Source organism: Psychromonas sp. MB-3u-54, from assembly GCF_002836415.1.
Taxonomy (GTDB): Bacteria; Pseudomonadota; Gammaproteobacteria; order Enterobacterales; family Psychromonadaceae; genus Psychromonas.
The window spans coordinates 1-26,208 of the sequence record NZ_PJBP01000165.1 but is presented as its reverse complement, the minus strand read 5'-3'; the positions used below and the strand labels follow the sequence as shown (position 1 = coordinate 26,208).

At 40.7% G+C, this 26,208-nt stretch carries 24 protein-coding genes; 8 read left to right on the top strand and 16 right to left on the bottom strand.

Annotation, left to right across the window (positions count from 1 at the left end; all coding sequences use genetic code 11):
* Positions 1-21: 21 nt before the first annotated feature.
* The 3 genes from clpB to rluD all read right to left on the bottom strand — a co-directional run bounded on the left by clpB (position 22) and on the right by rluD (position 4,824).
* Positions 22-2,595, bottom strand: a complete 2,574-nt coding sequence (gene clpB, locus CXF72_RS12415) for an ATP-dependent chaperone ClpB (RefSeq protein WP_101039327.1) — start codon at positions 2,593-2,595, stop codon at positions 22-24.
* 449 nt (positions 2,596-3,044) lie between these two features.
* The gene (pgeF, locus tag CXF72_RS12410; protein WP_332870229.1) at positions 3,045-3,863 is read right to left on the bottom strand and encodes a peptidoglycan editing factor PgeF; all 819 of its coding nucleotides are present in this window, start codon (positions 3,861-3,863) and stop codon (positions 3,045-3,047) included.
* On the bottom strand, positions 3,856-4,824 hold the full coding sequence (gene rluD / locus CXF72_RS12405; RefSeq protein ID WP_101039326.1) for a 23S rRNA pseudouridine(1911/1915/1917) synthase RluD: 969 nt from the start codon (positions 4,822-4,824) through the stop codon (positions 3,856-3,858). The genes pgeF and rluD overlap by 8 nt, the downstream gene beginning before the upstream one ends.
* Before the next feature lie 197 nt (positions 4,825-5,021).
* Here rluD and CXF72_RS12400 point away from each other — a divergent pair, with 197 nt between their 5' ends.
* Entirely contained in the window at positions 5,022-5,780 is a 759-nt protein-coding gene (locus CXF72_RS12400) for an outer membrane protein assembly factor BamD (RefSeq protein ID WP_101039325.1), read from the top strand.
* Positions 5,781-5,873: 93 nt separating this feature from the next.
* Here the strand turns inward: CXF72_RS12400 and glnB are convergent, their stop codons facing one another.
* The 7 genes from glnB to murJ all read right to left on the bottom strand — a co-directional run bounded on the left by glnB (position 5,874) and on the right by murJ (position 13,982).
* Positions 5,874-6,212 (bottom strand): nitrogen regulatory protein P-II, encoded by a 339-nt coding sequence (gene glnB / locus CXF72_RS12395; RefSeq protein WP_011771506.1) that lies wholly within the window; start codon positions 6,210-6,212, stop codon positions 5,874-5,876.
* A 153-nt stretch (positions 6,213-6,365) separates the two neighbouring features.
* Positions 6,366-7,310: a 4-hydroxy-3-methylbut-2-enyl diphosphate reductase gene (ispH, locus tag CXF72_RS12390; RefSeq protein ID WP_101039324.1), complete on the bottom strand. Its 945-nt coding sequence runs from the start codon at positions 7,308-7,310 to the stop codon at positions 6,366-6,368.
* A 117-nt stretch (positions 7,311-7,427) separates the two neighbouring features.
* Entirely contained in the window at positions 7,428-7,877 is a 450-nt protein-coding gene (fkpB, locus tag CXF72_RS12385; RefSeq protein ID WP_101039323.1) for an FKBP-type peptidyl-prolyl cis-trans isomerase, read from the bottom strand.
* The gene (gene lspA / locus CXF72_RS12380) at positions 7,870-8,391 is read right to left on the bottom strand and encodes a signal peptidase II (protein ID WP_101039322.1); all 522 of its coding nucleotides are present in this window, start codon (positions 8,389-8,391) and stop codon (positions 7,870-7,872) included. Before lspA ends, fkpB begins: the two co-directional genes overlap by 8 nt.
* 71 nt (positions 8,392-8,462) lie before the next feature.
* Entirely contained in the window at positions 8,463-11,297 is a 2,835-nt protein-coding gene (ileS, locus tag CXF72_RS12375; RefSeq protein WP_101039321.1) for an isoleucine--tRNA ligase, read from the bottom strand.
* Positions 11,298-11,408: 111 nt separating this feature from the next.
* Entirely contained in the window at positions 11,409-12,341 is a 933-nt protein-coding gene (gene ribF, locus CXF72_RS12370) for a bifunctional riboflavin kinase/FAD synthetase (protein ID WP_101039320.1), read from the bottom strand.
* A gap of 75 nt (positions 12,342-12,416) precedes the next feature.
* Positions 12,417-13,982 (bottom strand): murein biosynthesis integral membrane protein MurJ, encoded by a 1,566-nt coding sequence (gene murJ / locus CXF72_RS12365; RefSeq protein WP_101039319.1) that lies wholly within the window; start codon positions 13,980-13,982, stop codon positions 12,417-12,419.
* A 311-nt stretch (positions 13,983-14,293) separates the two neighbouring features.
* Between murJ and rpsT the strand changes: the two genes are divergently transcribed.
* Positions 14,294-14,554 (top strand): 30S ribosomal protein S20, encoded by a 261-nt coding sequence (gene rpsT, locus CXF72_RS12360; RefSeq protein WP_011771513.1) that lies wholly within the window; start codon positions 14,294-14,296, stop codon positions 14,552-14,554.
* A 986-nt stretch (positions 14,555-15,540) separates the two neighbouring features.
* On the opposite strand, the gene CXF72_RS12355 is transcribed toward rpsT, so the two are convergent.
* The 5 genes from CXF72_RS12355 to epmA all read right to left on the bottom strand — a co-directional run bounded on the left by CXF72_RS12355 (position 15,541) and on the right by epmA (position 19,593).
* Positions 15,541-16,287 (bottom strand): hypothetical protein, encoded by a 747-nt coding sequence (locus CXF72_RS12355; protein WP_101039318.1) that lies wholly within the window; start codon positions 16,285-16,287, stop codon positions 15,541-15,543.
* Positions 16,288-16,956: 669 nt separating this feature from the next.
* Positions 16,957-17,031: a YgjP-like metallopeptidase domain-containing protein gene (locus tag CXF72_RS20275; protein ID WP_157823256.1), complete on the bottom strand. Its 75-nt coding sequence runs from the start codon at positions 17,029-17,031 to the stop codon at positions 16,957-16,959.
* Positions 17,032-18,007: 976 nt separating this feature from the next.
* Positions 18,008-18,268: a DUF4404 family protein gene (locus CXF72_RS12345; RefSeq protein WP_101039316.1), complete on the bottom strand. Its 261-nt coding sequence runs from the start codon at positions 18,266-18,268 to the stop codon at positions 18,008-18,010.
* A 124-nt stretch (positions 18,269-18,392) separates the two neighbouring features.
* Positions 18,393-18,611 (bottom strand): hypothetical protein, encoded by a 219-nt coding sequence (locus CXF72_RS12340; protein ID WP_101039315.1) that lies wholly within the window; start codon positions 18,609-18,611, stop codon positions 18,393-18,395.
* 1 nt (position 18,612) lies between these two features.
* Positions 18,613-19,593, bottom strand: a complete 981-nt coding sequence (epmA, locus tag CXF72_RS12335; protein WP_101039314.1) for an elongation factor P--(R)-beta-lysine ligase — start codon at positions 19,591-19,593, stop codon at positions 18,613-18,615.
* Between the two features lie 271 nt (positions 19,594-19,864).
* Between epmA and frdA the strand changes: the two genes are divergently transcribed.
* The 4 genes from frdA to frdD all read left to right on the top strand — a co-directional run bounded on the left by frdA (position 19,865) and on the right by frdD (position 23,432).
* Complete coding sequence (frdA, locus tag CXF72_RS12330; RefSeq protein WP_101039313.1) at positions 19,865-21,676, top strand: fumarate reductase (quinol) flavoprotein subunit; 1,812 nt, start codon at positions 19,865-19,867, stop codon at positions 21,674-21,676.
* Positions 21,676-22,413, top strand: a complete 738-nt coding sequence (locus CXF72_RS12325; protein ID WP_101039312.1) for a succinate dehydrogenase/fumarate reductase iron-sulfur subunit — start codon at positions 21,676-21,678, stop codon at positions 22,411-22,413. The genes frdA and CXF72_RS12325 overlap by 1 nt, the downstream gene beginning before the upstream one ends.
* 240 nt (positions 22,414-22,653) lie before the next feature.
* A complete protein-coding gene (locus tag CXF72_RS12320; protein WP_101039311.1) occupies positions 22,654-23,043 on the top strand; it encodes a fumarate reductase subunit C in 390 nt (129 codons plus the stop codon).
* Between the two features lie 11 nt (positions 23,044-23,054).
* Positions 23,055-23,432: a fumarate reductase subunit FrdD gene (gene frdD, locus CXF72_RS12315; protein WP_101039310.1), complete on the top strand. Its 378-nt coding sequence runs from the start codon at positions 23,055-23,057 to the stop codon at positions 23,430-23,432.
* A gap of 87 nt (positions 23,433-23,519) precedes the next feature.
* Here the strand turns inward: frdD and efp are convergent, their stop codons facing one another.
* Positions 23,520-24,089 (bottom strand): elongation factor P, encoded by a 570-nt coding sequence (gene efp / locus CXF72_RS12310; protein WP_101039352.1) that lies wholly within the window; start codon positions 24,087-24,089, stop codon positions 23,520-23,522.
* A gap of 31 nt (positions 24,090-24,120) precedes the next feature.
* On the opposite strand from efp, the gene epmB reads away from it, so the two are divergent.
* Together epmB and CXF72_RS12300 are read left to right on the top strand one after the other, a co-directional pair.
* On the top strand, positions 24,121-25,134 hold the full coding sequence (gene epmB / locus CXF72_RS12305; RefSeq protein WP_101039309.1) for an EF-P beta-lysylation protein EpmB: 1,014 nt from the start codon (positions 24,121-24,123) through the stop codon (positions 25,132-25,134).
* 166 nt (positions 25,135-25,300) lie between these two features.
* Complete coding sequence (locus tag CXF72_RS12300; protein ID WP_101039308.1) at positions 25,301-25,642, top strand: hypothetical protein; 342 nt, start codon at positions 25,301-25,303, stop codon at positions 25,640-25,642.
* Positions 25,643-26,208: the final 566 nt, after the last annotated feature.

The following is a 26,208-nucleotide window of genomic DNA, read 5'->3' as shown; positions in this document are numbered from 1 at the left end:
AGTTGAATATTCCTGCGCTATTTATTGCACAAATTCAATTTTTCCGTCTTTAACCTCCGCCTGTATCTCTTTACCCGTTTGCAGACGCCCGGAGAGGATATCCTGCGCTAATGAGTTTTCCAGCAATTGCTGAATAGCACGTTTTAAAGGTCTTGCGCCATAAACGGGATCATAACCCGCGTCCACTAACAATTGGATAGCCTGGTCAGTAAAAGTGACCTGGTAATCTTTATCCGTAAGGCGTTTTTGCAAAGATTGTAATTGAATCTCTGCAATAGATTTAATGTGCTCCCTGCCTAATGGATGGAAAACCACGGTCTCATCTATTCGATTTAAAAATTCAGGTTTAAATTGCTGCGCTAAAATATCCAACAGATGAGATTTAATTTCTTCATAGCTGACTTTATCAAACTGCTCCTGAATAATATCAGAGCCGATATTTGAGGTCATAATAATGACTGTATTACGGAAACTAACGGTACGCCCTTGCCCATCGGTTAAACGTCCGTCATCTAAGACCTGCAATAAAATATTAAACACATCCGGGTGGGCTTTCTCTATCTCATCTAATAAAATCACTGAATAAGGTTTGCGGCGTACAGCCTCCGTTAAATATCCGCCCTCTTCATAGCCTACGTATCCGGGAGGTGCGCCCACTAAGCGCGACACTGAAAATTTTTCCATAAACTCAGACATATCAATGCGCACCATATTATCTTCACTGTCAAACAGGAAATTAGCTAATGCTTTACAGGATTCAGTTTTACCCACCCCCGTCGGACCTAAAAAGAGGAAAGAGCCGATCGGACGATTGGGATCGCTTAACCCCGCCCGGCTGCGGCGAATCGCATTAGCAATCGCATCAATGGCTTCGTTTTGACCTATTACTCTGCTATGCAGATGCGTTTCCATTTTTAGGAGTTTATCACGCTCTCCTTCAAGCATTTTAGCCACCGGAATCCCCGTCCAATGAGCAAGAATTTCAGCAATTTCATTTTCGGTCACCGCATGTTTTAGCAGGGTCATCTCCTGCATTTCAGCTTGTGCAGCTTCCGCCAGCTGTTTTTCCAATGCCGGTATTATGCCGTACTGCAATTCAGACATACGGGTTAAATCCAGTGCCCGGCTGGCAACTTCAAGATCTAAACGTGCCTGTTCGATGGATTGTTTAATATTCTGGGTACCTGACTGAGCCGCTTTTTCAGCACGCCACACTTTATCTAAGACCAAATAGGCTTGTTCTTTTTCCGCAAGCGCGCTTTCTAAATCAGCCAGACGTTTAACACTGGCTTCATCTGTGTCGTTTTGCAGCGCCTTTTGTTCTAATTTTAACTGAATGATTTTCCGCTCTAATTTATCTAACTCTTCGGGCTTAGAATCCATCTGCAGACGAATGCTTGATGCGGCTTCATCAATCAGGTCAATTGCTTTATCGGGTAGCTGGCGATCCGCAATATAACGGTGCGAAAGTGTCGCTGCCGCAACAATGGCAGGATCGGTAATTTCGACCTTATGATGGAGTTCATAACGCTCTTTTAAACCACGCAAAATGGCAATAGTATCTTCAACGGTTGGTTCATCGACCAGGACTTTTTGGAAACGACGTTCCAGGGCGGCATCTTTTTCAATATATTTTCGGTATTCATCCAGGGTCGTTGCTCCAACACAGTGCAGGTCTCCCCGTGCCAGCGCCGGTTTTAGCATATTACCCGCATCCATTGCGCCATCCGCTTTACCCGCGCCCACCATAGTATGCAACTCATCAATAAAGAGGATGATTTTGCCCTCTTCTTTGGATAGCTCGCTTAATACTGCTTTTAATCTTTCTTCAAATTCACCACGGTATTTTGCTCCGGCAATCAATGCGCCCATATCCAGTGACAGTACGCGTTTATTTTTTAATCCTTCCGGTACTTCGCCATTAATAATACGTTGAGCCAGACCTTCAACAATGGCCGTTTTACCCACACCCGGCTCACCGATAATAACTGGATTATTTTTAGTCCGGCGCTGCAGTACTTGAATCATACGGCGCACTTCATCATCGCGGCCAATGACCGGATCCAGCCTGCCCTGTTCAGCCTGCTCGGTTAAATCAATAGTATATTTAGCTAAGGCTTTCTCTTGTCCCTCACCATCCTGATCCGTGACGTTTTGGCCCTGACGAATTTTTTGAATCGATTTTTCAACTTTTTGTTTGTTCAAAGCGAATTTTTTTAAAATGTCACCTAAACGCCCCTTATCTTCACAAGCTGCGACTAAAAAAATCTCCGAAGAAATAAATTTATCCTGGGATTTTTGGACATATTTATCGCACAGATTAAACAGCGTATTGAGTTGAGCAGATACCTGAAGATCACCACCGACGCCGGCGACTTTTGGAAGGCGATCTAGTTCGCTGGAAAGTTGTGAACGTAATGCACTAAGATCGACCTCCAAATCTGCGAATATTGGCCGCAGTGACCCACCGTCTTGATTGAGGAGAGCAAGCATAAGATGAATGGGTTCGATATATTGGTTATCACGCCCGAGTGCTAAGGATTGTGCATCGGCAATCGCTAGTTGAAACTTACTGGTTAATTTATCCATGCGCATAGGGAAACCCTCAATAATAATATATACATAAATAATGGCGTTTAATTAAACAATTTCAAGGAGGAAAGATAAAACAGCGGCAGTTTTTAATAAAAATAATGCATTGTGAAGAGCCGAAGTATTTGTCTGGGTCAGCAATTAAGAATCAGCTTGCCATACGCATAGGGAAACCTTCACAAATAATATTTAGATAAATAAAGAATGGTGGTTAATTAGACAATTTCAAGGAGAAAGATAAAACAGCGGCAGTTTTTAATAAAAATTATGCTTTGTGAAGAGCCGAAGTATTTGCCTGGGTCAGCAATTAAGAATCAGCTGCCATACGCATAGGGAAACCTTCACAAATAATATTTAGATAAATAAAGAATGGTGGTTAATTAGACAATTTCAAGGAGAAAGATAAAACAGCGGCAGTTTTTAATAAAAATAATGCATTGTGAAGAGCGCGACTATTTTGTGGGCTTATTAATCCAGATTAAGCTGGCCATTCGCCCCGTGACACCATCGTGACGATAGGAATAAAAAAGGTCGGTTCGGTTAAAAGTGCAATAATCACTGGCCGTGATTTCAAAGACATTAAAAGGGGCTAAACGTAAACGCGCCAACTGCTGTAAATCAGCCAACCAGCGATCGCCGAAAGCGCTAAAGGCTAATTTAGCTTGTTCGTTTTCAGCAATAAAGGCAGCCCGTACCTCACTACCGACTTCAAAAGCACTTTTGCCAATACAGGGTCCTAACCAAACCAGTAAATCATTTGCATTGATGGTTAACTGTTCACAAATAGTGTTAATTGATTTTTCAATAATACCATCACATAACCCCCGCCAGCCGGCATGAATAGCAGCAACAAAAGTGCCCAGCTTATCGGTAATAAGCAGCGGTAAACAATCAGCCGTCATGATGATACAGGGAATATTGTTGCAACGACTCCATGCTGCATCACCCGTCATGCTACTTACCGTGTTTTCATCAAGTTTGAGTAAAATAGTACTGTGAGTCTGATTTAACCAGCAAAGTTCACCGGGTAAGGATAAAGTATTGACTAAGGTGCTGCGGTTTTTGCCGACAATTCGAGGATCATCGCCAACATGCAAACCTAAATTCAGCCCAGAATAAGGCTCCGAACTATAGCCCCCAAGGCGGGTGCTGGAAAAGGCCTGGATATGTGCAGGAGCAGACCAGTTTGGTTTTAGCAACTGCACATCATGGTGCTTATTAGCCTCGATATGTGAATCATATTTTGGCGTAATGCTTCTGTTATTAGCCACCGTGCAGAATCATATCCTGGCGTAACGCTTCTGCTAATTCAGCCATATCAGCCGGCAGCGGCGCATGCCATTCCATTATTTCACCGGTGATAGGGTGTGCTAAACGTAACATAGTTGCATGTAATGCCTGGCGTCTAAAAGCACGTAACGTTGTCAATAACGCCTCCGAAGCACCTTTAGGCGGACGAGGACGACCACCATAAACCGGATCACCTGCCAGTACATGACCAATATGCATCATATGGACACGAATTTGGTGAGTACGACCGGTTTCAAGGCGTAAGCGCAACCTTGTATGGGCACGATACTTCTCAGAGACTCGATAATGGGTCAGGGCATGTTTACCGCCCGTTGAATTAACCGCCATTTTAACTCGGTGTACTTTATCTCGCCCAATCGGAGCATCGACAAGTCCACCAGCCGTAAAGCCTCCCATGGCAATTGCTTCGTACTCACGGGTGATTTCCCGCGCTTGCAAACTGGTCACTAAATGCGTTTGTGCCGGCACTGTTTTAGCAACAACCATCAGTCCGGTTGTGTCTTTATCTAAACGATGCACAATACCCGCTCGAGGTACTTCAACAATTTTCGGAAAATGATGCAGCAATGCATTTAGGACAGTACCATCGGGGTTACCTGCACCCGGATGCACGACTAAACCAGCCGGTTTGTTAATCACTAAAATATCATCATCTTCATAGACGATCTCTAATGCAATCTTTTGCGCTTTAAAAACCACTTCATCTTCGAGTACGGCTTGAACTTCTACCGTTTGCCCGGTATAAACTTTTTCGCGAGGACGATTAATGACTTCGCCATCAAGTTTGACCATATCAGCCAAAATCCATTCTTTAACCCGCGTACGCGAATAGTCAGGGAATAGTGACGCTATTGCCTGATCCAATCGAAAGCCGAGTTGTTGATCAGTGACTTCTGCGGTAAGGTTTAACTCTTGACTCATATATTGTTCTCTTTTTCTACACTATTGTTTGATAGCAAATGGATTAATTCTTTTCCCTTAATGGGAGTAATTTAATCAAACCGTTATAAATAAAATTCATTTAGCTGTGATACAGTCACATTTTATCTTTTTTAACTTTTCTTTTATGGGTTGATAGAAGATACTGTCCCTTTATCTGCACTGGCATTATAACACTTATGAAAAAGATCCTCAGACTAATAACCTCCTCTCTTATGATTGTTTTATTAAGCACCGGCTGTTCATCTAAAAAAGCTGAAAAACCTAAAGTGGGTGATAAACCGCCCGTGGTACTTTATGAACAAGCAAAACAAGCATTAGAGTCTGCAAGCTTTGAAAAAGCATCTGATATTTTAGAGGCTTTGGATACCCGTTACCCCTTTGGTCCACATTCAGATCAGGTCCAATTGGATCTTATTTACGCTTATTACAAACGTGGTGAAACAGCATTTGCACTGGCCAACATTGACAGGTTTCTTCGCCTGAACCCAACCCATGCCGATCTTGATTATATTTATTATATGCGTGGTTTAACCTATATCGGCGCGGATCAGCAATTTTTTCAAGACTTGTTTGGTATTGATCGTTACAACAGAGATCCAAACAATGCAATCCAAGCCTTCAAAGACTTATCAAGAATTATCAAATATTACCCAAATAGTGAATATGCTGTCGATGCACAACAAAGAATAATAGATCTAAAAGATCGTTTAGCACGCTATGAAATTGGGATTGCACAGTGGTATCTGAAACGTGAAGCTTATATTGCCGCCGTTAACCGTTGCAAAATAGTGTTAAATAATTACCCTGATACGCCAGCTGTTGAACAAGCGCTGGAGATCATGATTACAGCTTATGAGGCATTAGGTATTGAAGAGCCTAAAATGAATGCCTTGTCCATATTAAAATTAAACTACCCGAACAACCCGACACTATAGGTGTTAAACCTTAGAATTGATTTTTATACCTGGCTAGCTTGAATATAAAAAAAGGAGAACCAAGTTCTCCTTTTTTATGTACTGCAGAAGCGACTAAACGGCTTCATTATCCTCTTCACCAGTACGAATTCGAATAACACGTTCAACGGGCATAACGAAAATTTTACCATCGCCTATTTTACCTGTTTGTGCAGTACCCATAATGGCTTCAATACAGCGGTCAACATCTTCTTTTTTAACGACTAATTCTATTTTTACTTTAGGTAAAAAATCAACCATATATTCAGCACCACGATAAAGCTCAGTATGCCCTTTCTGACGACCAAAACCCTTCACCTCAGAAACCGTCATACCTGTGATGTCAATATCGGCAAGCGCTTCACGAACATCATCCATTTTAAAGGGTTTAATTATTGCTTCTATTTTTTTCATCAAGATCTCTTTATATTATTTTTAAACGAAAATATATCCCACCACTTTAATACTAATGACGGTAAATATACAGAGAGAAAATGCAAAAAATGCTACGCCAGTTGTATTTTTAAAGGCATTCCACTCTAAAAAAGAAAAGTGATTTTATAAAAATCAATCGATTTGCTTAATACGCAGTTCGGCGGGCACTTCAAAGATAATATTTTCCTCAACACCCGCATTTTCAGTCACCATAGTCCCACCCAGTTTTTTAAGCCTGGCGATCACGGCTTTGACCAACACTTCCGGCGCAGAAGCACCCGCAGTAACGCCAACCACTTTTACATTTTCAAGCCATTCAGGTTTAATATCTTTTTCACTGTCAATAAGGTATGCATTCACACCGACACAACTTGCTTTTTCCTGTAAACGATTGGAATTCGAAGAATTGGTCGAGCCAACCACTAAAACAAGATCACTTTTTTCAGCAAGCGCTTTAACGGCATCCTGGCGATTCTGTGTTGCATAACAGATATCATCTTTACGTGGCCCGTCAATCTTAGGGAATTTCTCACGTAATGCGATGATAATATTGGCGGTATCATCGACGGACAGGGTCGTTTGCGAGCTAAAACAAAGACTGTTGGGGTTTTTAACCTGTAACGTTTTGATATCTTCAGGCGATTCAACCAAATAAATCCCACCCTGGGGATTATCATATTGCCCCATAGTGCCAACTACCTCTGGATGGCCCTGATGGCCGATCAAAATACATTCCTGCCCGCGACGACTGGCACGCGTCACTTCCATATGTACTTTAGTCACTAACGGACAAGTTGCATCAAAGATCTTAAGATCGCGCCGTTTGGCTTCTGCGCGCACCGATTGTGCAACGCCATGGGCACTGAAAATAACGATACTGTTCTCAGGTACTTCATCTAACTCTTCGACAAAAACCGCGCCACGGGCCCTTAAGTCATCAACCACATACTGGTTATGCACGACTTCATGACGCACATAAATCGGCGGTGTAAAAATATCTAATGCACGATCAACAATTGAAATAGCACGATGGACACCCGCACAAAAACCACGCGGATTCGCTAAAATAATTTCCATAAGTAACCTTTATTTAAGAAGCTGGCAGCCGTCAGCCGTCAGCTATCAGCTCGAAGCTCGAAGCTCGAAGCTGAAAGCTGAAAGCTGAAAGCAGTCGTCTGTCAGCTATCGGCCTATTTAGTTTAAAACTTCTAATACATCTACTTCAAAGGTGACCGTTTGACCCGCAAGCGGATGGTTGAAATCAACGGTAACACTGTCGGCGACAATCTCCCGAATAATACCGGGAATTTCCTCACCATTTGGCTGCTTAAAGCTAATAATTGTGCCTATTTCTGCGGGTACATCACTGCTGAATTTACTTAATTCAAGATGATGAATATTATCCGGATTAGGCAAACCAAATGCTGACTCGGGCGCCAGGGTAAAAGTTTCTGATTGTCCGACTTGTAAGCCAAGCAAACAATCTTCAAAACCAGGCGTTAAACTGCCATCGCCCATTACAAACTTTGCAGGTTTATTAGAAACTTTAGTACTGTCAACAGCAGATCCATCGGATAAACGAATCGAAAAATGCATCAGTACTTCACTTTCATTTACGATAGACAGGTTATTAACTTCAGACATTTTTATTTCCCTTTGGTTGTTTAATTGGTTTTGCCTGTTTGGCAAAAAAAGACTCAAAAATCATTATTGCAGCCCCAATAAAAATAGCAATATCTGCAATATTAAAGGTTGGCCAGCGATAAAAACCTAAATCAAAATCTAAAAAATCAACAACATAACCAAACATTATACGATCAATTACATTGCCAAGCGCGCCCGATAAAATCAATGCATAAGCACAGTTAATCCAACGTTCAGCAGAAGAGTTTTTCTTTAATAAATAAACTAAATAGCCTGAAACAAGGATTGCAATTGCCGTAAACAAATATCGTTGCCATCCCCCCGCATCACCTAAAAAGCTAAAGGCTGCACCGTAATTTCTTGCGTAGGTAAAACTGAAGAATGAAGATATCTTATAAGATTCATATAAATCTAATGATTGTATTGTCCAATACTTAGTCACCTGGTCAAATGCTAACATTATTGCGGCAAGCCATAACCAGCGCAAACCTGATTTTTCTATTATTTCTGCCATTCTAAATCCCAATTAAAAAACGCCTTAAAATAGTAAGGCGTTTGGGTTTATGTTAGAGAATGCAACTTTGCTTACGCAAATTTACGGACTTCACCCTGCCCTTCAATATTAGTCACGCAGCGATCACATAATTCAGGATGCTGTTCATTTTGTCCAACCTCTTCGCGGTGATGCCAACAACGCTCACACTTCTGCGCCGCACTCTTAACCACGGTGACCAATAAACCGGCCATCTCGGTTTTAAAAGCAGATTGCGGCGCATTCGCCAGGGGTTTAACCACTGCTTGTGATGTGATCAGAACAAAACGCAATTCATCTTCTAAGGTGGTTAATAAAGTCGTTATTTCATCGGATGCATAAAGTGTGACTTCGGCTTCTAAACCACCGCCAATGACATTCTCTTTACGGGCGATTTCTAAGGCTTTATTAACTTCGGCACGGACGACAGTCAACTTCGACCATGCGGCACCACTTAAGGCTTCATTATCAGACAGACTGAACAAACCATCGTACCAAACCGTGGTAAATACAAATTCATCACGTGCGCCCGGCAAACGCGCCCAAATCTCATCCGCGGTAAAACTTAGAATTGGCGCCATCAAACGTACCAGCGCTTCTGCAATATGGAACAATGCGGTTTGACAACTGCGATGCGCGTTACTGTCCGCTTTGGCTGTGTACTGGCGATCTTTAATAATATCTAAGTAGAAGCTGCCTAATTCGATAGAGCAGAAATGGGTCAATTTTTGGTAAACCACATGCAGACTATAACTGTCGTATGCTTCAATAACATCATTTTGCAATATTAATGTTTGCGCTACAATCCAGCGATCCAGCGCAACCATTTCTTCATTAGGCACTAAATCAGTGGTTGGTTCAAAACCGTTTAAGTTAGCCAGTAAGAAACGTGATGTATTACGGATACGACGGTAGCTGTCTGCGCTGCGATTAAGTATTTCATCGGAAACCGTCATCTCACCGGAGTAATCCGTTGAGGCTACCCATAAACGCAGAATATCCGCGCCAAGATTATTCATCACAGTTTGTGGAGACATTACATTGCCTAACGACTTAGACATTTTTTTGCCCTTACCGTCAACCACAAAACCGTGGGTTAATACTTCTTTGTAAGGGGCTTTATTATTAATCGCCATACCGGTCATTAACGATGACTGGAACCAGCCGCGGTGTTGATCTGAACCTTCAAGATAGAGATCTGCTTGAGCCTGTTCGCCGGACGCTAGGGTATACTCTAGACGTTTTGCCACAACCGAAGTATGTGTTGTACCGGAATCAAACCACACATCTAAAGTATCTGTGACTTTACGGTATTCTTCAGCTTCAAACCCTAACAGGGTTTCCGGCTCTAAATCCCACCAGGCTTGAATGCCATCGATTTCAATTTTGCGCGCAACAAGTTCCATCATTTCAACGCTGTTAGGGTGCAGTTCGTCGGTTTCTTTATGGACAAACAGGGTAATAGGAACACCCCAGGTACGTTGACGGGAGATACACCAGTCAGGACGGTTCTCGACCATTTTTTCAATACGTTGCTGGCCCCAGCTTGGAATCCATTTAACATCTTGGATTTCAGCCAGTGCATCAGCACGTAAACCTTTTTGATCCATGGCGATAAACCATTGCGGCGTAGCGCGGAAAATGATCGGCGTTTTATGTCTCCAACAATGCGGGTAACTGTGATTCAATTTAATAGAGCACAGTAATGCATTCTTTTCTGCTAATACTTCAAGCACCCGGTCGTTAGCTTTAAAGACGTGTAAGCCGGCAAAAAATTCTGTGTCTTCACGGAAAACACCATTATCCGCAACGGGATTAGCAACTTCTAAACCGTAACGCAGACCAACGGCGTAATCGTCCTGACCATGCCCCGGCGCGGTATGTACACAACCTGTCCCCGCATCAACGGTGACATAATCGGCAAGAATAGCCGGTACCTGCAGATCTAAAAAGGGATGGTTAAATAATTGTTTCTCTAAATCAATCCCTTTACAGATAGCTAAGGTACTGAAATCTTCATTGCCGTAACGTTTCAGACAATCGGCCACCAGATCCGTCGCTATAATTAAACGCCGTTCTCCTGCTTGTACTAAGGAGTATTCTACTTTTTGTGCTAAGGCAATTGCGCGGTTAGCCGGCAGTGTCCAGGGCGTCGTTGTCCAGATCACGGCAGATATATCACCTTTCCCCAGATTATCACTCACAGCGGTAAAACAGTTTAAAACTTGATCATTATCGATCGCGCTAAAAGCCACATCAATGGCCGGCGATAGTTTATCTTCATATTCAACTTCGGCTTCAGCCAATGCACTGCCGCAGTCTGTACACCAATGTACAGGTTTAGAGCCTTTGTGAAGGTGATCATTTTTAATGACTTGCGCCAGCGCGCGAACGATGTTCGCTTCGGTGCCAAAGTCCATCGTAAGGTAGGGTTTATCCCACTCGCCTAACACACCCAGACGTTTAAAATCTTTACGCTGGCCGTCAACTTGGCGTGCTGCATATTCACGGCATTTTTTGCGGAATTCAGCGGCACTGATTTTTTTGCCGGGTTTGCCAACTTTTTGCTCTACTTTTAACTCAATGGGCAGACCATGACAATCCCAACCTGGGATATAGGGTGCATCAAAATCAGATAATGTTTTTGATTTAATAATAATGTCTTTAAGAATTTTATTAACCGAGTGACCGATATGAATATCACCATTTGCATAGGGAGGACCATCATGCAGAATAAATGTTTTTTTACCTTTTTTAGCTGCACGGATCTTTCCGTAAAGGTCGTTGCTGTACCAATTTTTCAGCATATTAGGTTCACGATTAGCAAGATTTGCACGCATCGGGAAACCTGTTTTCGGTAGGTTTAATGTACTTTTGTAATCACTCATTGATTTTTATTCCATCTGGCATTACGTTGGGATTGATACCCAAGCTACTTAACATTAATTTTAAAAGTCATGTACGACTAACGTATTACTGCATCTTTAAGTAGTTTGTGGTTATTTATTAAGCAAGTGCCATTGTCTGCCCTGCTTGATGTCTTTGTCGATCTGAATTTTTAATTCTGCGAATGAATCAAAGCGCACTTCATCGCGTATTTTTTCTTCTAACACGACTTCTAACTGCATACCGTATAAGTTCGCATCAAAGTTAAATATATGCACTTCTAACTGCTGACGGACGCCCTGCACAGTAGGACGCTGACCAATATTAGCCACCCCCTGATAAATATTATTGCCAATGCCCAGCACCGAGACCACAAATACACCTGAAACAGGCGATACTCGACGTTTTAATAACAGGTTCGCAGTGGGCACACCAATAGTACGTCCTAACTTTCTTCCATGCACTACTCTGCCGGTTATACTGTATTTTCGGCCGAGCATTAACGCGGCTTGTCGCATGTCGCCCGCAGCCAAAGCGGCACGAATACGGCTACTACTAACACGATATTCTTGTTGGGTCAGACTGTGGGTATCAACCACCTCAAAGCCATACTTTTGACCGGCTTTTTTTAATAACTCAAAGTCGCCCTTACGTTGGTAACCAAAATGAAAATCATCACCGATCACCAAAAACTTCACCCCGAGTTTTTTTATCAACAACTCTTCAATGAAATCTTGTGCACTTAAATTAGCGAATTGATGGGTAAATGAAACACATAAAAGGCGATCTAACCCAAGCTTATCAAGTTGTATAAATTTATCACGTAAGCGGCTTAATCGAGCAGGCGCATTCTCTGCGGAAAACAGCTCAGCAGGTTGCGGTTCAAATGTTAAAACAGTTGCAGGTACCTGCAGGCGCTTAGCCTCAAATAATAATCGAGAAAGCACCGCTTTATGGCCTAAATGTACTCCATCAAAATTGCCAATACTCAAAACGCATCCCTGATGGGATGCTTTGATATTGTGAATGCCGCGTAATAATTCCATTTTGTTTTTACTTAATTAAGAGGCTATAAAACACAAAGAGTGGATTATATATTAAGCAGCGCAACTAATCAGCCCTCATTTAGCCATTCTTATCTGAAAATGCCTAAAGCGTAATCCGGTCAAGCCTAAAGCAAACAAATACAAGACGGCACCCGCCGCGATTAAATAAAACAGTTTTAGCGCTGCTGCAAGCCAAGTCAATTGACTCCACTCCTGTAGCGCTGGATTGAAGGTAACTAAACCTGCGGCCATCACTAGACCCGCAATCATAATCCGCAGTAATACCGACACACTGTCTTTTTGTTTTTGGTAAATACCTTTTTGGTATAAACCAAACCATAACAAACTTGCATTTAAGGTCGCTGATATTGAGGTTGCAATGGCAAGACCGACATAACCGTAGGGGATCGCAAAGATAATGTTTAAGCCCATATTACTGACCATGGCAATCATCCCGTATTTTACCGGGGTCCTTGTATCCTGACGTGCGTAGTATCCGGGCGCTAATATTTTAACCATCATAAAACTCAACAATCCACTGCCGTATGCCCATAAACTCATTGATGCCATCGCAACATCATGGGAAACAAATTCACCACGCATAAATAAAACCCGCAGCATAGGCTCCGCCAGTATAATCAACCCTAACATCGCAGGAAAACCTAAGATACAGACCATACGGATCCCCCAATCCAGCGTTTTAGCAAAATCATCGATGGATTTAGTGACGTGGGATGAAGACAGACTCGGTAAAATAACCGTTGCGATGGCGATACCAAATAATCCTAAGGGAAATTCCAGTAAACGATCCGAGTAATATAACCAGCTTATTGACCCCGTTTGCAGAAAACTGGCAATAAAAGTATCAAGCAATAAATTAATTTGGCTAACGGACACACCAAATAATGCAGGAATCATCAATACTCTGATTTTCACAACACCCGGATGGTGCCAATTCCAGGTGGGTTTAACCAATAATTTTTCTTTACGTAAGAAAGGCAGCTGGAAAAAAAACTGGATCGCGCCACCAATAAACACGCCCATTGCTAACCCTATTTCCGGTTGTTGCAAATGCGGGGAGACAAAAAGTGCACAACTGATAATCGCCACATTCAAAAAGACGGGCGTAAAGGCCGCAACAGCAAATTTACCCAGAGTATTTAAGATTGCACCGGATAATGCAGTAAAGGTAATAAACCATAAGTAGGGAAAGGTTATTTTTAACATGAAAGAGGCAAGCTCAAACTTTTGTCCGTCCGGGCCACCGTTCCACCAGTCTAAAAACCAGCCAAAGCCGAATAATGCGGTAATAACGGAAGAACCCAACACCCCGAGAAGCGTAATAATAGTAATAATAGTGCCTAGGGTGCCGGAAACAGCTGCAACTAATTTTTTAACTTCATCAAAAGATTGTTTTTTTTCGTATTCCGTCAAGACCGGCACAAAGGCTTGTGCGAAGGCACCTTCGGCAAATAAACGCCGTAAAAAATTAGGAATTTTATTGGCAAAGAAAAACACGTCGGCGGCAGCCCCAGCTCCCATCAAGTTTGCTATTACAACATCTCTTAGCAGACCTAAAATCCTAGAAATTAATGTCATAGAGCTTACAATCAAACCTGATCTCAGTAATTTTTTACTCACAATATTTTCCTAAAGGGGATATTAATTTTATTCCATGTATTTGAAAAATGCACTCAACAAGTTAGCTTGTGTATAAATAGTCAGTGTTTATCAATACCATCTGCTGCTGGAAATAGTGTCACTTCTAAGCGTGCAGATTCTTGCATTGTCAAGCTGCTTGGGTATATAATGCGCGCAGTTTAACCATCTACTTGGTTTCTTACCAGTTTTTTAAGTGGTTAAAAAGAAATCATTTGACAATATACGTATGACAAGGCATATTCCACGACCTTTGATTATCCCTTGTTATACAGAATTTAGGAGTTAAGGTCTTGGCCAATATCAAGTCTGCTAAAAAACGTGCTTTACAATCTGAAAAAAGCCGTAAACATAATGCTAGCCGTCGTACAATGATGCGTACTTTCATTAAGAAAGTTGTTGTTGCTATCGAAGCTGCGAATAAAGAAGTTGCTACCGCTGAGTTTGTAAAACTGCAATCAGTTTTAGATAGCTACGCAACTAAAGGCTTAATTAACAAAAATACTGCTGCTCGTAAGAAAAGCCGTCTTTCTGCAAAAATCAAAGCACTATAATTCTTATTTAAGAAAATAGTCTTTAATTTTAAGCTTAAAAAACCGACTTAATGTCGTAATGTTCCCGTGTAACTCAATTAGGGAGCGTTATATATGGAAAGGTTAGTAGGCCTAGTGCTTACTAGCCTTTTTTCATGTCTGCAGAAAATAAGTGCAGTTAGCATTTTATTAAGCCTTCAAACTGTCATTCAACCATTTCATTAAGCCTTGAAAAATATTTTCCAATTTAAGTCTTGTAGTTTTGGTGCGCATTACCTTCCATGCAGATCTAAAATGGAAGCGTTTAAATAGCCACTCTTTTAAATTTATTTAGTCATGTTTTATAACCCCAAAATACCTGATATCACCATTATTTTGACGCTAAATATTCAACTACCTACATTGATATACTATTAGCATCATCTGCCTCTTCATTTGCGGCCAACCAATCTTTCAACAAAACAAAAAACACTTGTCTCAAGATCATTGTGAAAGCCTGTACTATCAAAAAAACTAATTACCCTCCTAACGGCTTCACTAAAAATACACAGATCAATAAAGCTAAAAAAATGCAGCACATGCTCGAACATTTAATAGTACCGCGCTAGCGATACAAAGTGTCTAAGCAGCAAGGGGAAATATTTCAAGGGTATCGATCTGCTGAAAAGGAGAATAAAGAGTATCGCAACATGCAAGCAGACATGTGACGTCGCTTAATACTCGTCTTTTGGTGGTTCATATAACGGGGCTGATGGTGAATATAGAATTTAACTGATCAGTTATAGCAAAAGAGCTAAAAAGGGGCTTGCTGGTTCAAATTATCCCTGATTGCATTGTGATTTTTATTCAGAACGTCCTGTTCTTCACCATTTTGTGGTTAGCTAAAACCGTTCAAAATAGTGCCAGACTATTTTGTGAAGTGAAAATAACGATCGAATGTAATTCACGCCTTGTTAGTGTTAATTTTTCCTTCGCAATCATTGATCACTTCATGAATTATTTTGCTCTTAGGTATTTAAAAATTTTCTTGAGCGAGCTATTAAGTATTTTTGCGGATTTAGCAAAACCATTAACCCAAAAATAAAGACTAATAAGGTGCTTGGTGCGGCGATGCTGATACTAGCATTATCAAACCTTAAATAGTTGTAAATCTCCCAACCATCCCCCCCTGCTGAATTATTCATTAAACTAGAGATTCGATAACGATTGCCTTGTTCTAATAATACATGGTGTTCCTCGAATATCTCCCAAGAGTTTAAGTTACCTGAGTCGAATGAATCTATACCCGAAGTGATGTTAAAAAGATTAAAATGGGCTGAACCCGTACCTGTAACTATTGTTGTATCTAACCAAGCATTGTCGTTGAGAACAGTAAAATCCCATTCAATAAACGATTTCATAAAATTCAATACAGTATCATTATCGCTGTATCCGTAATAATCCTGGCCTACTAATTGATTAAAGGAATTTGTTGTTCGCTTTATACTTGTCCAGCCGTAACCACCATAATATTCATTATATTGGTCTTTTTCCGCTCCTTTGCCTACCCAATCCCATCGTTCATTCTCACCCATCGTATAAAAAAGATCGCCACTTGAGGTTTGAGTTTTTACTTGACCATCTTTAAATTTTGCGCCGCCTTCGAAGAAGTAAGTGGATGAGTTTGTTTTCACAATTGCGGTAGCAAAGGTTGAACAAGAAAAAATAGAGAGGAGCAAAAAAAATGCTAGGTAGATATACTTGATGATTTTCATATGAACTTCCTATAACCTTATATACTAAAATACATTGATTAGAAGCACGTCCAGACTCCAGAGCAAGGCGCAACATAAATGAATGGTGTGTCGTAGCTTTTAGAGTCACATAAAAAGCATAGCCTAAATGTGATAAGGTATAATGAAAATATTCACTTAATTCAAAAAAGTTTCTAGAGCCCCTAAAAAACCTATGATTGCCAAGGTTTGATTAATTTACCGAACCCAAAAAAGGTAATGCTACACAAAGAGTCAACCCCACCACAACCCCCCTTTTAAATAGTTCAGACAAGGTGATTTATAAGCTTTTTTTATCGGTACTAGCCACATTAAATCATGCTCAAATCTTATATAGAGAGCGTAGAGACAACACCTAACGAACGGTTAAAAAGAGTATTCGCAAAATACCGCTTATGATAAATAGTTTCGTTTTCTTATTTAAAGTCTGTATTGATCATCAAATCAACGCAAATAACTTAAAAAACAGTTAATAAATCAATATTAATCCTAAAATGGTGTGTTAAAAACAGCCCTGCCATTTCGTTATTTTATTGATAATATAAATCTTTAACAATAATTTTAAAGCCACTAAACCACTAGATTATGGCCATATACTTTCAATCACTCTTTACTGTTTTTATGATTCTGCATTACCTGTCCGACCTCTGTTCAGAATTTTTCTGAGTGAGCATGGCGGAGTAAATGGCAGATCTCATGGACAAGAATATAGTCGACAGTGTGCATTACACGCCCCACACTTTCGGTATTGTCGTTTTCCAGGTCGCTTTTAGAGGACTTAATGCGGATTGTTATTGGTTTAGCAGCAACGATTTTGGCATAACGTGCTACTTTTTTATCAGGCTGGTGCTTATAGCAAGGTATTAAGGCACCACGGGCGAAATGATTTTTGAATGGCTGATTTACGCTGGTGAGTTGTAAACGATCATTAACTCATTTCAGCCAAGGCAGGGAAAAATAGAGCGTGGCGATAGCTTAAATTTTCACTCTGTGAGGTACTTTACTCTCCGTTAGAATCAGAGGAAAAAGGTAAGATTGCTCTGTTTTACTTTTTGATAAAAAATTAAATGTGCTACAAAATAATGGCAATAAATAACACATGTTAGAGTCTACATTATCAGCATCTACTATCTTAGGCTTCTTTGTATTACTCTTGCCGCAACTTCGCTTCAAAACGCCTCCTTTGTGATTACATCATCTAAGCGCTATTGTTTATCAATTTTTTTTCTTGCATGTGCCATTTTTTTTTGATGTAAGTCATGCTCAAATACAGCCATTGCCCGATCTTTTAAGCTTATTGAAGTATTCGATTTAGATTTCATTCTTAAGATTGTTTTACATTTATGGATTACATTCATAGTTTAGAGCTCCATTCCATTTAATACGATCTAATTCGTCGTATTCCCTTTTTCTAATGTATTATAATCATATTAAATAAAAAGGGTTTGTGAACTAGCTTTTAATTTAAAGTCTGCTATAAAATCCGCTAACGTGCTTTATATCACTTAATCAGAGTAGTTATTGGTTTAACAAGAAACCATGGATGGATGAATGATTTTGAATGCCTGACGCAGGTTACGATACTGACTGCTTTTGTGGTTTAAAAAAATAAAATGAAACCATTAAAAAAACCGACTGGATGTCGGTTTTTTGCGGCCATTTTTCAGAAAAAATACAAACTATTCGCTTTCATTCAGCGGGTTTATATTCCCATGCTGGAAAGCGCTAAAATCAGGTCTTTAATCACCTTACCGACAACCGGATTAGTTTCTTCAAAAACAATCAGTTGCTGGGTGATTTTTTTATCGCGAATCAATTTTGCCGGATCGCCCGATTGTATCGCTTCTTGAAGTTCATCATGTACATGCCGTAATTCTCCAGCAGTACATTCATCAGCAATAAGCTCCTCATCCAAAATGGCCGATAATTTTTCAAACTCTGATTTAACTTTTTTAATCGCCATAAACACCTCTGCACTGTGAATGAATTAAAACCAAACCCATTGAATCTATTCTTCGAGTAGTTTGGCTAAATATGATTAATATTAGGATTAATAATAAATTATAGTCTTAAAATAAACAATTCGGTTAGCCCGGTTTAAAAAATCGATCCAGACAACGTCCTAATAATAAAGAGATAATAACAAAAAAGACACTTAATAACATCAGGCCAATTTTAAACCAATCATGATCAGCATAATGCTGTAAATATAAAGAGGAAAGGTAAATAGCCAATAACCAGTACAGAATACGAAATATGTACGCCCATAACGGATAAGCACGATCGGTTAACCATAATTTAGCCACATCAGGCTCCTTTAATTGTAAAACTGATAACATCATCAATATGTTTTTTATCACAGGCAAGCATCACTAAGCGATCGACTCCTAAGGCAACACCGGCACAATCGGGTAAAGACGCCAGCGACGAGATAAAGTTCCCATCAATCGGCATTTGCGCAAGCCCTTTTTGTGACCGTAAACGATTATCGGCCTGAAAACGTTCTAACTGCTCTTGCCCGTCACTCAATTCATGAAAACCATTAGCCAACTCAATCCCTTGAAAATAAACCTCAAAACGTTCTGCGACACGCATATCTGCGGGACTTATTCTTGCCAACGCAGCCTGTGAAGCGGGGAAGTTATAAATAAAACAGGGCCTCTGCTGCGCAATAACAGGTTCAATAGCGATACAAAATAATAGCTGCAGTACAGTATCCCGATCCGCCTCTTCACTGAGTACCTCCCCTAGATTAAGCTTTTTTCCTGACGTCTTCAATTGCTCAAGGCTCGCAGTGAGGGGATCAACCGCTAATACTTCTAAAAAAGCATTCTGATAGGTACAACGACGCGCTGGTTCAGACTTAAGAATAAATTGTAATAACTGATCCATTTCATCCATTAAACTAAAATGGTCAAACCCAACCCGGTACCATTCCAGTAAGGTAAACTCAGGATTATGGAATCGTCCCGATTCTTCATTGCGAAAGACTTTACTTATTTGAAAAATGCTGCCACTGCCGGCAGACAAAAGACGTTTCATATGAAATTCAGGCGACGTTTGTAGATACAGAGGGCAGCCTTGGTCACTAGGCTTAGACGCGGATATTTGCGGCCCTATAAAATGGGTTTTAAAACAAAACAGGTGGACATCCGTCACCCCCGCCTGACTTAACACCGGCGTCTCTACTTCTAATAATCTGCGGGTTATAAAAAACTGCCGAATAGCCTGTAATATTTTTGCCCGTTGTTTTAATTCTTTTATATTGGCACTTGGTTTCCAGCTCATTTTAGTTCCTTTACCGTCAAAAATTGACCTTTTTACACCGCCATGGATGATGGCATAGGCTCTTAGTTTACCGAAGAATAAAAAATTCGGACATAAAAAATCTGTTTGTAATACTCCCCCCTTATATTGACATAAGTTGTCAGCCTTTAGCCCTTATTTTCAAATAACCTTGTTTATTTCACGTTTTTTACCAACTCACTGGATAGAATCAAAGAATAATCTTAAGAACATGAATAAGATGAATAGTATAAACAACTAAAGGAGTAGAAATGTGCAGATAATTAAAACAGATGTTGCCATTATTGGTGCCGGGGGTTCAGGTCTTCGAGCCGCTATTGAAATTGCAGAAAATCATCCAGAGCTCGATATCGCATTAATATCTAAGGTTTATCCGATGCGCAGCCATACGGTTGCTGCTGAAGGTGGCGCGGCAGGCGTTGTTCAAGGTCATGATTCATTAGATCACCACTTCGATGATACTGTCTCTGGTGGTGATTGGTTATGCGAACAAGATGTTGTTGAGTATTTTGTGGAAAATGCAGCCAAACAACTTACCCAACTTGAACATTGGGGCTGTCCGTGGAGCCGTAAAGAGGATGGCTCTATTAATGTCCGCGCATTCGGGGGAATGAAAATAGAACGTACCTGGTTCGCTGCCGATAAAAGTGGCTTCCATATTCTGCACACTCTTTTTCAAACCTCCATCCAGTTTCCTAAAATCAGACGCTTTGATGAGCATTTCTGCCTGGATCTGATTGTTGAAGACAATAAAATACAGGGGGTCATGATCCTTGATATTGCTGAAGGTGAAGTAAAACTGATCCAGGCTAAATCGGTGATCATGGCAACCGGTGGCGCGGGTCGCGTCTACAGCTACAATACCAATGGCGGTATTGTCACGGGTGATGGCATGTCTCTCGCTTATCGACACGGTGTTGCGCTGCGCGACATGGAGTTTGTACAGTATCATCCGACCGGTTTACCGGGCAGTGGGATTTTAATGACCGAAGGTTGTCGTGGTGAAGGAGGAATCTTAGTCAATAAAAATGGTTACCGCTATCTGCAGGATTATGGCTTGGGGCCTGAAGTACCGGTCGGACAGACTAAAAATAAACACATGGAACTTGGCCCGCGTGACAAACTCAGCCAATGCTTCTGGCAGGAGCAGCAAAAGGGTAATGTCTTTAAAGGTGATCGCGGAGACTATATTCACATGGATCTTCGTCACTTGGGTGAAGAAAAAATTAATGAACGCCTGCCGTTTATCCGCGAACTGGCAAAAGCCTATGTCGGAGTGGATCCTGTTTATGAACCCATTCCAGTTCGCCCTACCGTACACTATACAATGGGTGGAATCGCCACGGATGCGAAAACGGCAACCAGTCTGGCGGGGTTATATGCAATAGGCGAATGTGCTTCTATTGGTTTGCATGGCGCCAACCGTTTAGGCTCAAATTCATTAACTGAGCTTGCGGTGTTTGGCCAGTTAGGGGGTCAGGAAGCCGCAAATTATGCACTCAATACAGCCCACTGCGATATCACCCCCCTAAAAAAACAGGCGGATGCTATTTTGGCCCGTACGGAAGCCTTATTACACAGTGAAGGCACTGAAAAGATGGCCGACATTCGTTTGGAAATGGGCGACTGCATGGAAGAGGGTGTTGGCATTTATCGCACCGAAGAATCAATGCAAAAAACCATCGATAAACTTGCCGAACTTAAAGAACGCTATAAAAAGATTAAGATTGTTGATAAATCCAGCGTGTTTAATACCGAATTTTTATATGCTGTTGAATTGGGATATTTACTCGACAGCGCAGAAGCAATGGCACACAGCGCAATAAATCGACAGGAGTCGCGCGGCTCACATCAACGTATTGACGGTTTTGATAAACGTGATGATCAAAATTTCTTAAAACATTCACTGGCATATTATCAAGCTGATAAAGCGCCCAAAATAGAGTATTCCGCCGTGACAATTACTAAAAGCCAGCCCGCTGAACGTGTTTATGGTGAAGCATCGGACAAAGCACACGCCGCCGCTGAAAAAGCAAAAGCAGCGTCTGCACAGGAGGAAGTTTAATGAACGCGTCAACTATTACAATAGATATATTAAGATACCGCCCCGAAATGGATGAAAAGCCCTTCACGCAATCCTATGAAGTTCCGTACAGCGCAGACTTGTCTGTTTTGGAATCCCTGCAATATATTAAAGATCATCTGGACAGCACCGTGAGTTTCCGCTGGTCCTGCCGCATGGCGATTTGTGGCAGCTGCGGAATGATGGTAAACGGCGTGCCTAAATTAGGCTGTAAAGTATTCCTGCGTGATTATTACCCTAAGAAAGTCACATTAGCACCCTTGGCTAACTTCCCTATTGAACGCGATTTGGTCGTAGTAATGGATGACTTCATCGATAAATTAGAGTCCGTTAAACCCTATCTCATCCCTGAAAAAGAAAAAGATTTAGCGACAGGTCCCCATCAGCAAACCCCTTTACAGATGGAAAAATTTAAGCAGTTTTCAATGTGCATAAATTGCGGACTTTGTTATGCAGCCTGCCCGCAATACGCCTTAGACAAAAAGTTTACCGGCCCGGCGGCCCTTGCATTGCTGGCGCGATACAACCGCGACAGTCGTGATAATGGTGAAGCCGAGCGGATGAAAATAGTCAATCAGGAAGAAGGCGTTTGGGGTTGCACTTTTGTCGGATATTGCTCGGTAGTTTGCCCTAAGGATGTTGACCCGGCTGCAGCAATTCAACTGCTTAAAGTCGACAGCAGTAAAGATTATTTAATTGGTATGTTTAAACCTGATTAGGGGAATAATGATGCCCAAAGGAAAATCTTACCGACTTGAATTTTCAATTAAATTGATAACAGGTTTAAATTATGGAGACTAAATAAAATGAGTAAACGTAAACCTTATGTGCGTGGACTGCCGATCGAATTGATGACAGGTTTAAATTATGGAGGTTAATAAAATGAGTAAACGCAAACCTTATGTGCATGAACTGCCAATGGAATTGATGACAGCTTTAAATTATGGAGACTAAATAAAATGAGTAAACGTAAACCTTATGTGCGTGAACTGCCCATAGATTGGTGGTTGAAAAACGCCTTTTATACAAAGTATATGATTCGCGAAGGCAGTAGTCTTTTTATCACCTTATACAGCCTGATATTAGCCTGGGGAGTTTTTCGTTTAAGCCAGGGTGAAGCCGCTTTTAATGCCTGGATGGCCGCATTACACCATCCATTTTCAATTATTCTGCACCTTATCGCATTAGCATTAGCCCTGTATCATACTGTTACCTGGTTTTCACTTGCGCCTAAAGCTATCGCCTTATGGATCAAAGGGAAAAGATTACCAGACAAGTTTATTATTGCGGGTCATTATGGCGCATTCGTTGTAGTGAGTATTTTCTGTCTAATAATTATCACCCTGTAAGGAGAATGGAAATGTCTAATACGACAGAGAAAACCTATACACGTTCACATGAACCCATTTTCTGGGGATTATTTGGTGCGGGAGGTATGCTCACCGCATTCCTGACACCCGTCATGATTTTGATAACCGGCATTCTAATTCCGCTTGGTTTAATAGATAGTAAACATCTTAGTTATGAAAAAGTGCATCTCTTTGCCACAAGCTGGTACGGTGCCGCCATTGTATTAGTGCTGGTTGCTTTACCTTTATGGCATACCCTGCATCGTATTTACCATGCGTTACACGATCTAGGCATAAAACGAGGACGCGATTTGCAACAGGTTTTCTGTTACGGCTTTGCTTTTGCCGTCAGTATATTTGTTTTTACCCTACTGCTGCAGATGTTCTAGTGGTTACCTGCTCTAAAAACAAAAAAACCAGCTAATTAGCTGGTTTTTTTATCTTGATGCTCAGATCACCGACGATATCAGAGAAATTTATTTTTTCACTCGGCCAACATATTCAGCGCTGCGGGTATCAACTTTTACAATATCACCAATCTGAATAAATAAAGGCACTCGAATAAGGGCGCCCGTTGCCAGAGTAGCAGGTTTGCCACCGGTACCTGCTGTATCACCTTTGAGTCCTGGATCCGTATCTTTCACTTCCAGTTCAACAAAATTAGGTGGTGTGACGGTTATGGGTCTGTCGTTCCAAGTAGTGATGGTACAGATATCCTGCTCAACCAGCCATTTAGCCATATCACCAACCGCTTTTACATCTGCCGCAATTTGCTCGAAAGTCTCATTATTCATAAAATGGTAAAACTCATCATCGCTGTAGAGATATGAAAGTTCAATATCCATAACATCAGCAGATTCAACTGTCTCGCCAGATTTGAAGGTTTTTTCAATCACTTTACCCGATAAAAGTTTGCGCAGTTTAACCCGACTGAATGCCTGTCCTTTACCTGGTTTAACGAATTCATTGTCGATAATCGCACAAGGCTCGTTATCAAGCATAAATTTTAGCCCGCCCTTGAATTCACTGGTATTATACGTTCCCATCATTACCTCACTATAAATTGATTTATAAAATATGCTGCAAATAATTACTACGGATAATACCGATGTGTTGCCTAGTTGGCAAAAAGAACTCGCGAATACGGTCAAAAATCCACAACAACTATTAGAATTATTGGATATATCCCCAGAAAATGTACCGTTAAGCTTAAAAGCCCGCAAAAGCTTCCCGATGCTGGTACCGATGCCCTTTATTAAAAAAATGAAAAAAGGTGATATTAATGACCCATTATTACTACAGGTTTTACCTATAAGCGATGAAGAATTAGTTTCTGAAGGTTACAGTACAGATCCTTTAGAAGAGCATGATAGTGCCCTTCCCGGTTTATTACACAAATACCAAAGCCGCGTATTACTGATCTTAAAATCGGGTTGCGCGGTTAATTGCCGTTACTGTTTCAGGCGACATTTCCCTTATCAGGATAATAATATTAATAAAAAACAGTTACAGGAAATTATCACTTACATCAAATCCCACCCTGAAGTAAATGAAGTCATATTAAGCGGAGGTGATCCCTTAATGAGTAAAGATGATTTCTTGCAATATGTAATAGATGAATTGGAATTATTACCACAATTAACACGATTAAGACTGCATAGTCGTCTACCGGTTGTGATCCCCTCTCGAGTCACTGACCAACTGTGTAATATGTTTAATAAAAGTCGTTTAAATGTGGTCTTCGTATTACATATCAACCATGCTAATGAAATAGATCAAATATTTAAAAATGCAATGAATAAACTCCACCAGGCTGGCGTGCAGTTATTAAATCAAAGTGTATTATTAAAAGGCGTAAACGATAACAGCCAGACACTGGTTGACCTTAGCGAAGCACTTTTTGAGGCACATATACTGCCTTATTACCTGTTTTTATTAGATAAGGTTCAGGGTGCTCAACATTTTGATTTACCCGAACAGCGCGCGATACAATTAACCCAAGAAATGAGCGCGGCATTACCGGGTTATTTAGTGCCTAGATTAAGTCGGGAAATTGCTGGCGAAAAGAACAAAACTTTAATCGCCACATAAAATCACAACAAACGCAGAGTCTTATTGATCGTTAAGTTAAACTACCGTGCAGCTTAACCTCTGAAGCCGATAACGATGATAGAATAGGTACAAACAAAGATCTGCGAATATCTAAGAAATCTGTTCAGTATTAGTTCGCTATAATCGCTTTTAAAAGGGGCAAACAATGAATAAAGAAATTGTGATTAAACAGTTACAAGAAAATATAAAAATCATTTACCATCGTGCCATTGATGCAGATAAACAGCTAGAGCAGCTACGTCAGCAAAAAAAAGCGGGGTTTGCACAAATATTTACTAATGATAGTGCGTTTAAAAATCATTCCACGACCTTCTTACCTTATGTTGAAGAGTTAGCTGCCGATCTGCAAGCAATTCAAACTGATGATGACCAACATTACAAAACCTTAATTTCAGATATAGTTGTTAAAATTGAACTTCTATTTAAAACGCTTAAGGCTTTTAAAGAAAATTTAAAAGGTGAACAGCCAGGATCAGAAAGTACTTAAGATTAATCCTACTCATTAGGTGATCTATTTATACCAAACGCATTAATCAAGTGATCATAAACTTAATGCTTTTGGTATTATTTGGATTTGATTCCTCAGCTTGTGCTAGATACTGGCGATGGGACACTTAGCCCGCACCGATTGCCGCTGCCTGCGGTGCATAGAATGCCCCCTACCAATAACATAATACCCGTTCCATTCATTAACTTCCCATGTTGATCAATCTATTGAACAGCGTGTTTGCACTCCCTCTAGATCACGGATAAAAACATGCCTCGCTCGTCTGCATTTATTAATAGTAAAAATGAATGGGATCAAGACCTTGCGTAGGGTGCGCTTCAGCACCGATTGCCTCTGTTTACGGTGCATAGAATGCACCCTACGGATAAAATATTCCACGCTCAGCTGCATATATGAATATTAAAAACTAATGGGATCAATAAGTTGCGTAGGATGCGCTTCAGCATCTATTTTCTCTGTTCGCGGTGCATAGAATGCACCCTACGGATAAAATATTCCACGCTCAGCTGCATATATGAATATTAAAAATGAATGGGATCAAGACC

Coding starts and splice junctions, on each gene's coding strand:
- clpB (WP_101039327.1), bottom strand. CDS start 2,595: ATGCGCATGGATAAATTAACCAGTAAGTTTCAACTAGCGATTGCCGAT.
- rluD (WP_101039326.1), bottom strand. CDS start 4,824: ATGAGTCAAGAGTTAAACCTTACCGCAGAAGTCACTGATCAACAACTC.
- CXF72_RS12400 (WP_101039325.1), top strand. CDS start 5,022: ATGAAAAAGATCCTCAGACTAATAACCTCCTCTCTTATGATTGTTTTA.
- glnB (WP_011771506.1), bottom strand. CDS start 6,212: ATGAAAAAAATAGAAGCAATAATTAAACCCTTTAAAATGGATGATGTT.
- ispH (WP_101039324.1), bottom strand. CDS start 7,310: ATGGAAATTATTTTAGCGAATCCGCGTGGTTTTTGTGCGGGTGTCCAT.
- fkpB (WP_101039323.1), bottom strand. CDS start 7,877: ATGTCTGAAGTTAATAACCTGTCTATCGTAAATGAAAGTGAAGTACTG.
- lspA (WP_101039322.1), bottom strand. CDS start 8,391: ATGGCAGAAATAATAGAAAAATCAGGTTTGCGCTGGTTATGGCTTGCC.
- ileS (WP_101039321.1), bottom strand. CDS start 11,297: ATGAGTGATTACAAAAGTACATTAAACCTACCGAAAACAGGTTTCCCG.
- ribF (WP_101039320.1), bottom strand. CDS start 12,341: ATGGAATTATTACGCGGCATTCACAATATCAAAGCATCCCATCAGGGA.
- CXF72_RS12355 (WP_101039318.1), bottom strand. CDS start 16,287: ATGAAAATCATCAAGTATATCTACCTAGCATTTTTTTTGCTCCTCTCT.
- CXF72_RS12345 (WP_101039316.1), bottom strand. CDS start 18,268: ATGGCGATTAAAAAAGTTAAATCAGAGTTTGAAAAATTATCGGCCATT.
- epmA (WP_101039314.1), bottom strand. CDS start 19,593: ATGAGCTGGAAACCAAGTGCCAATATAAAAGAATTAAAACAACGGGCA.
- CXF72_RS12325 (WP_101039312.1), top strand. CDS start 21,676: ATGAACGCGTCAACTATTACAATAGATATATTAAGATACCGCCCCGAA.
- CXF72_RS12320 (WP_101039311.1), top strand. CDS start 22,654: ATGAGTAAACGTAAACCTTATGTGCGTGAACTGCCCATAGATTGGTGG.
- frdD (WP_101039310.1), top strand. CDS start 23,055: ATGTCTAATACGACAGAGAAAACCTATACACGTTCACATGAACCCATT.
- efp (WP_101039352.1), bottom strand. CDS start 24,089: ATGGGAACGTATAATACCAGTGAATTCAAGGGCGGGCTAAAATTTATG.
- epmB (WP_101039309.1), top strand. CDS start 24,121: ATGCTGCAAATAATTACTACGGATAATACCGATGTGTTGCCTAGTTGG.
- CXF72_RS12300 (WP_101039308.1), top strand. CDS start 25,301: ATGAATAAAGAAATTGTGATTAAACAGTTACAAGAAAATATAAAAATC.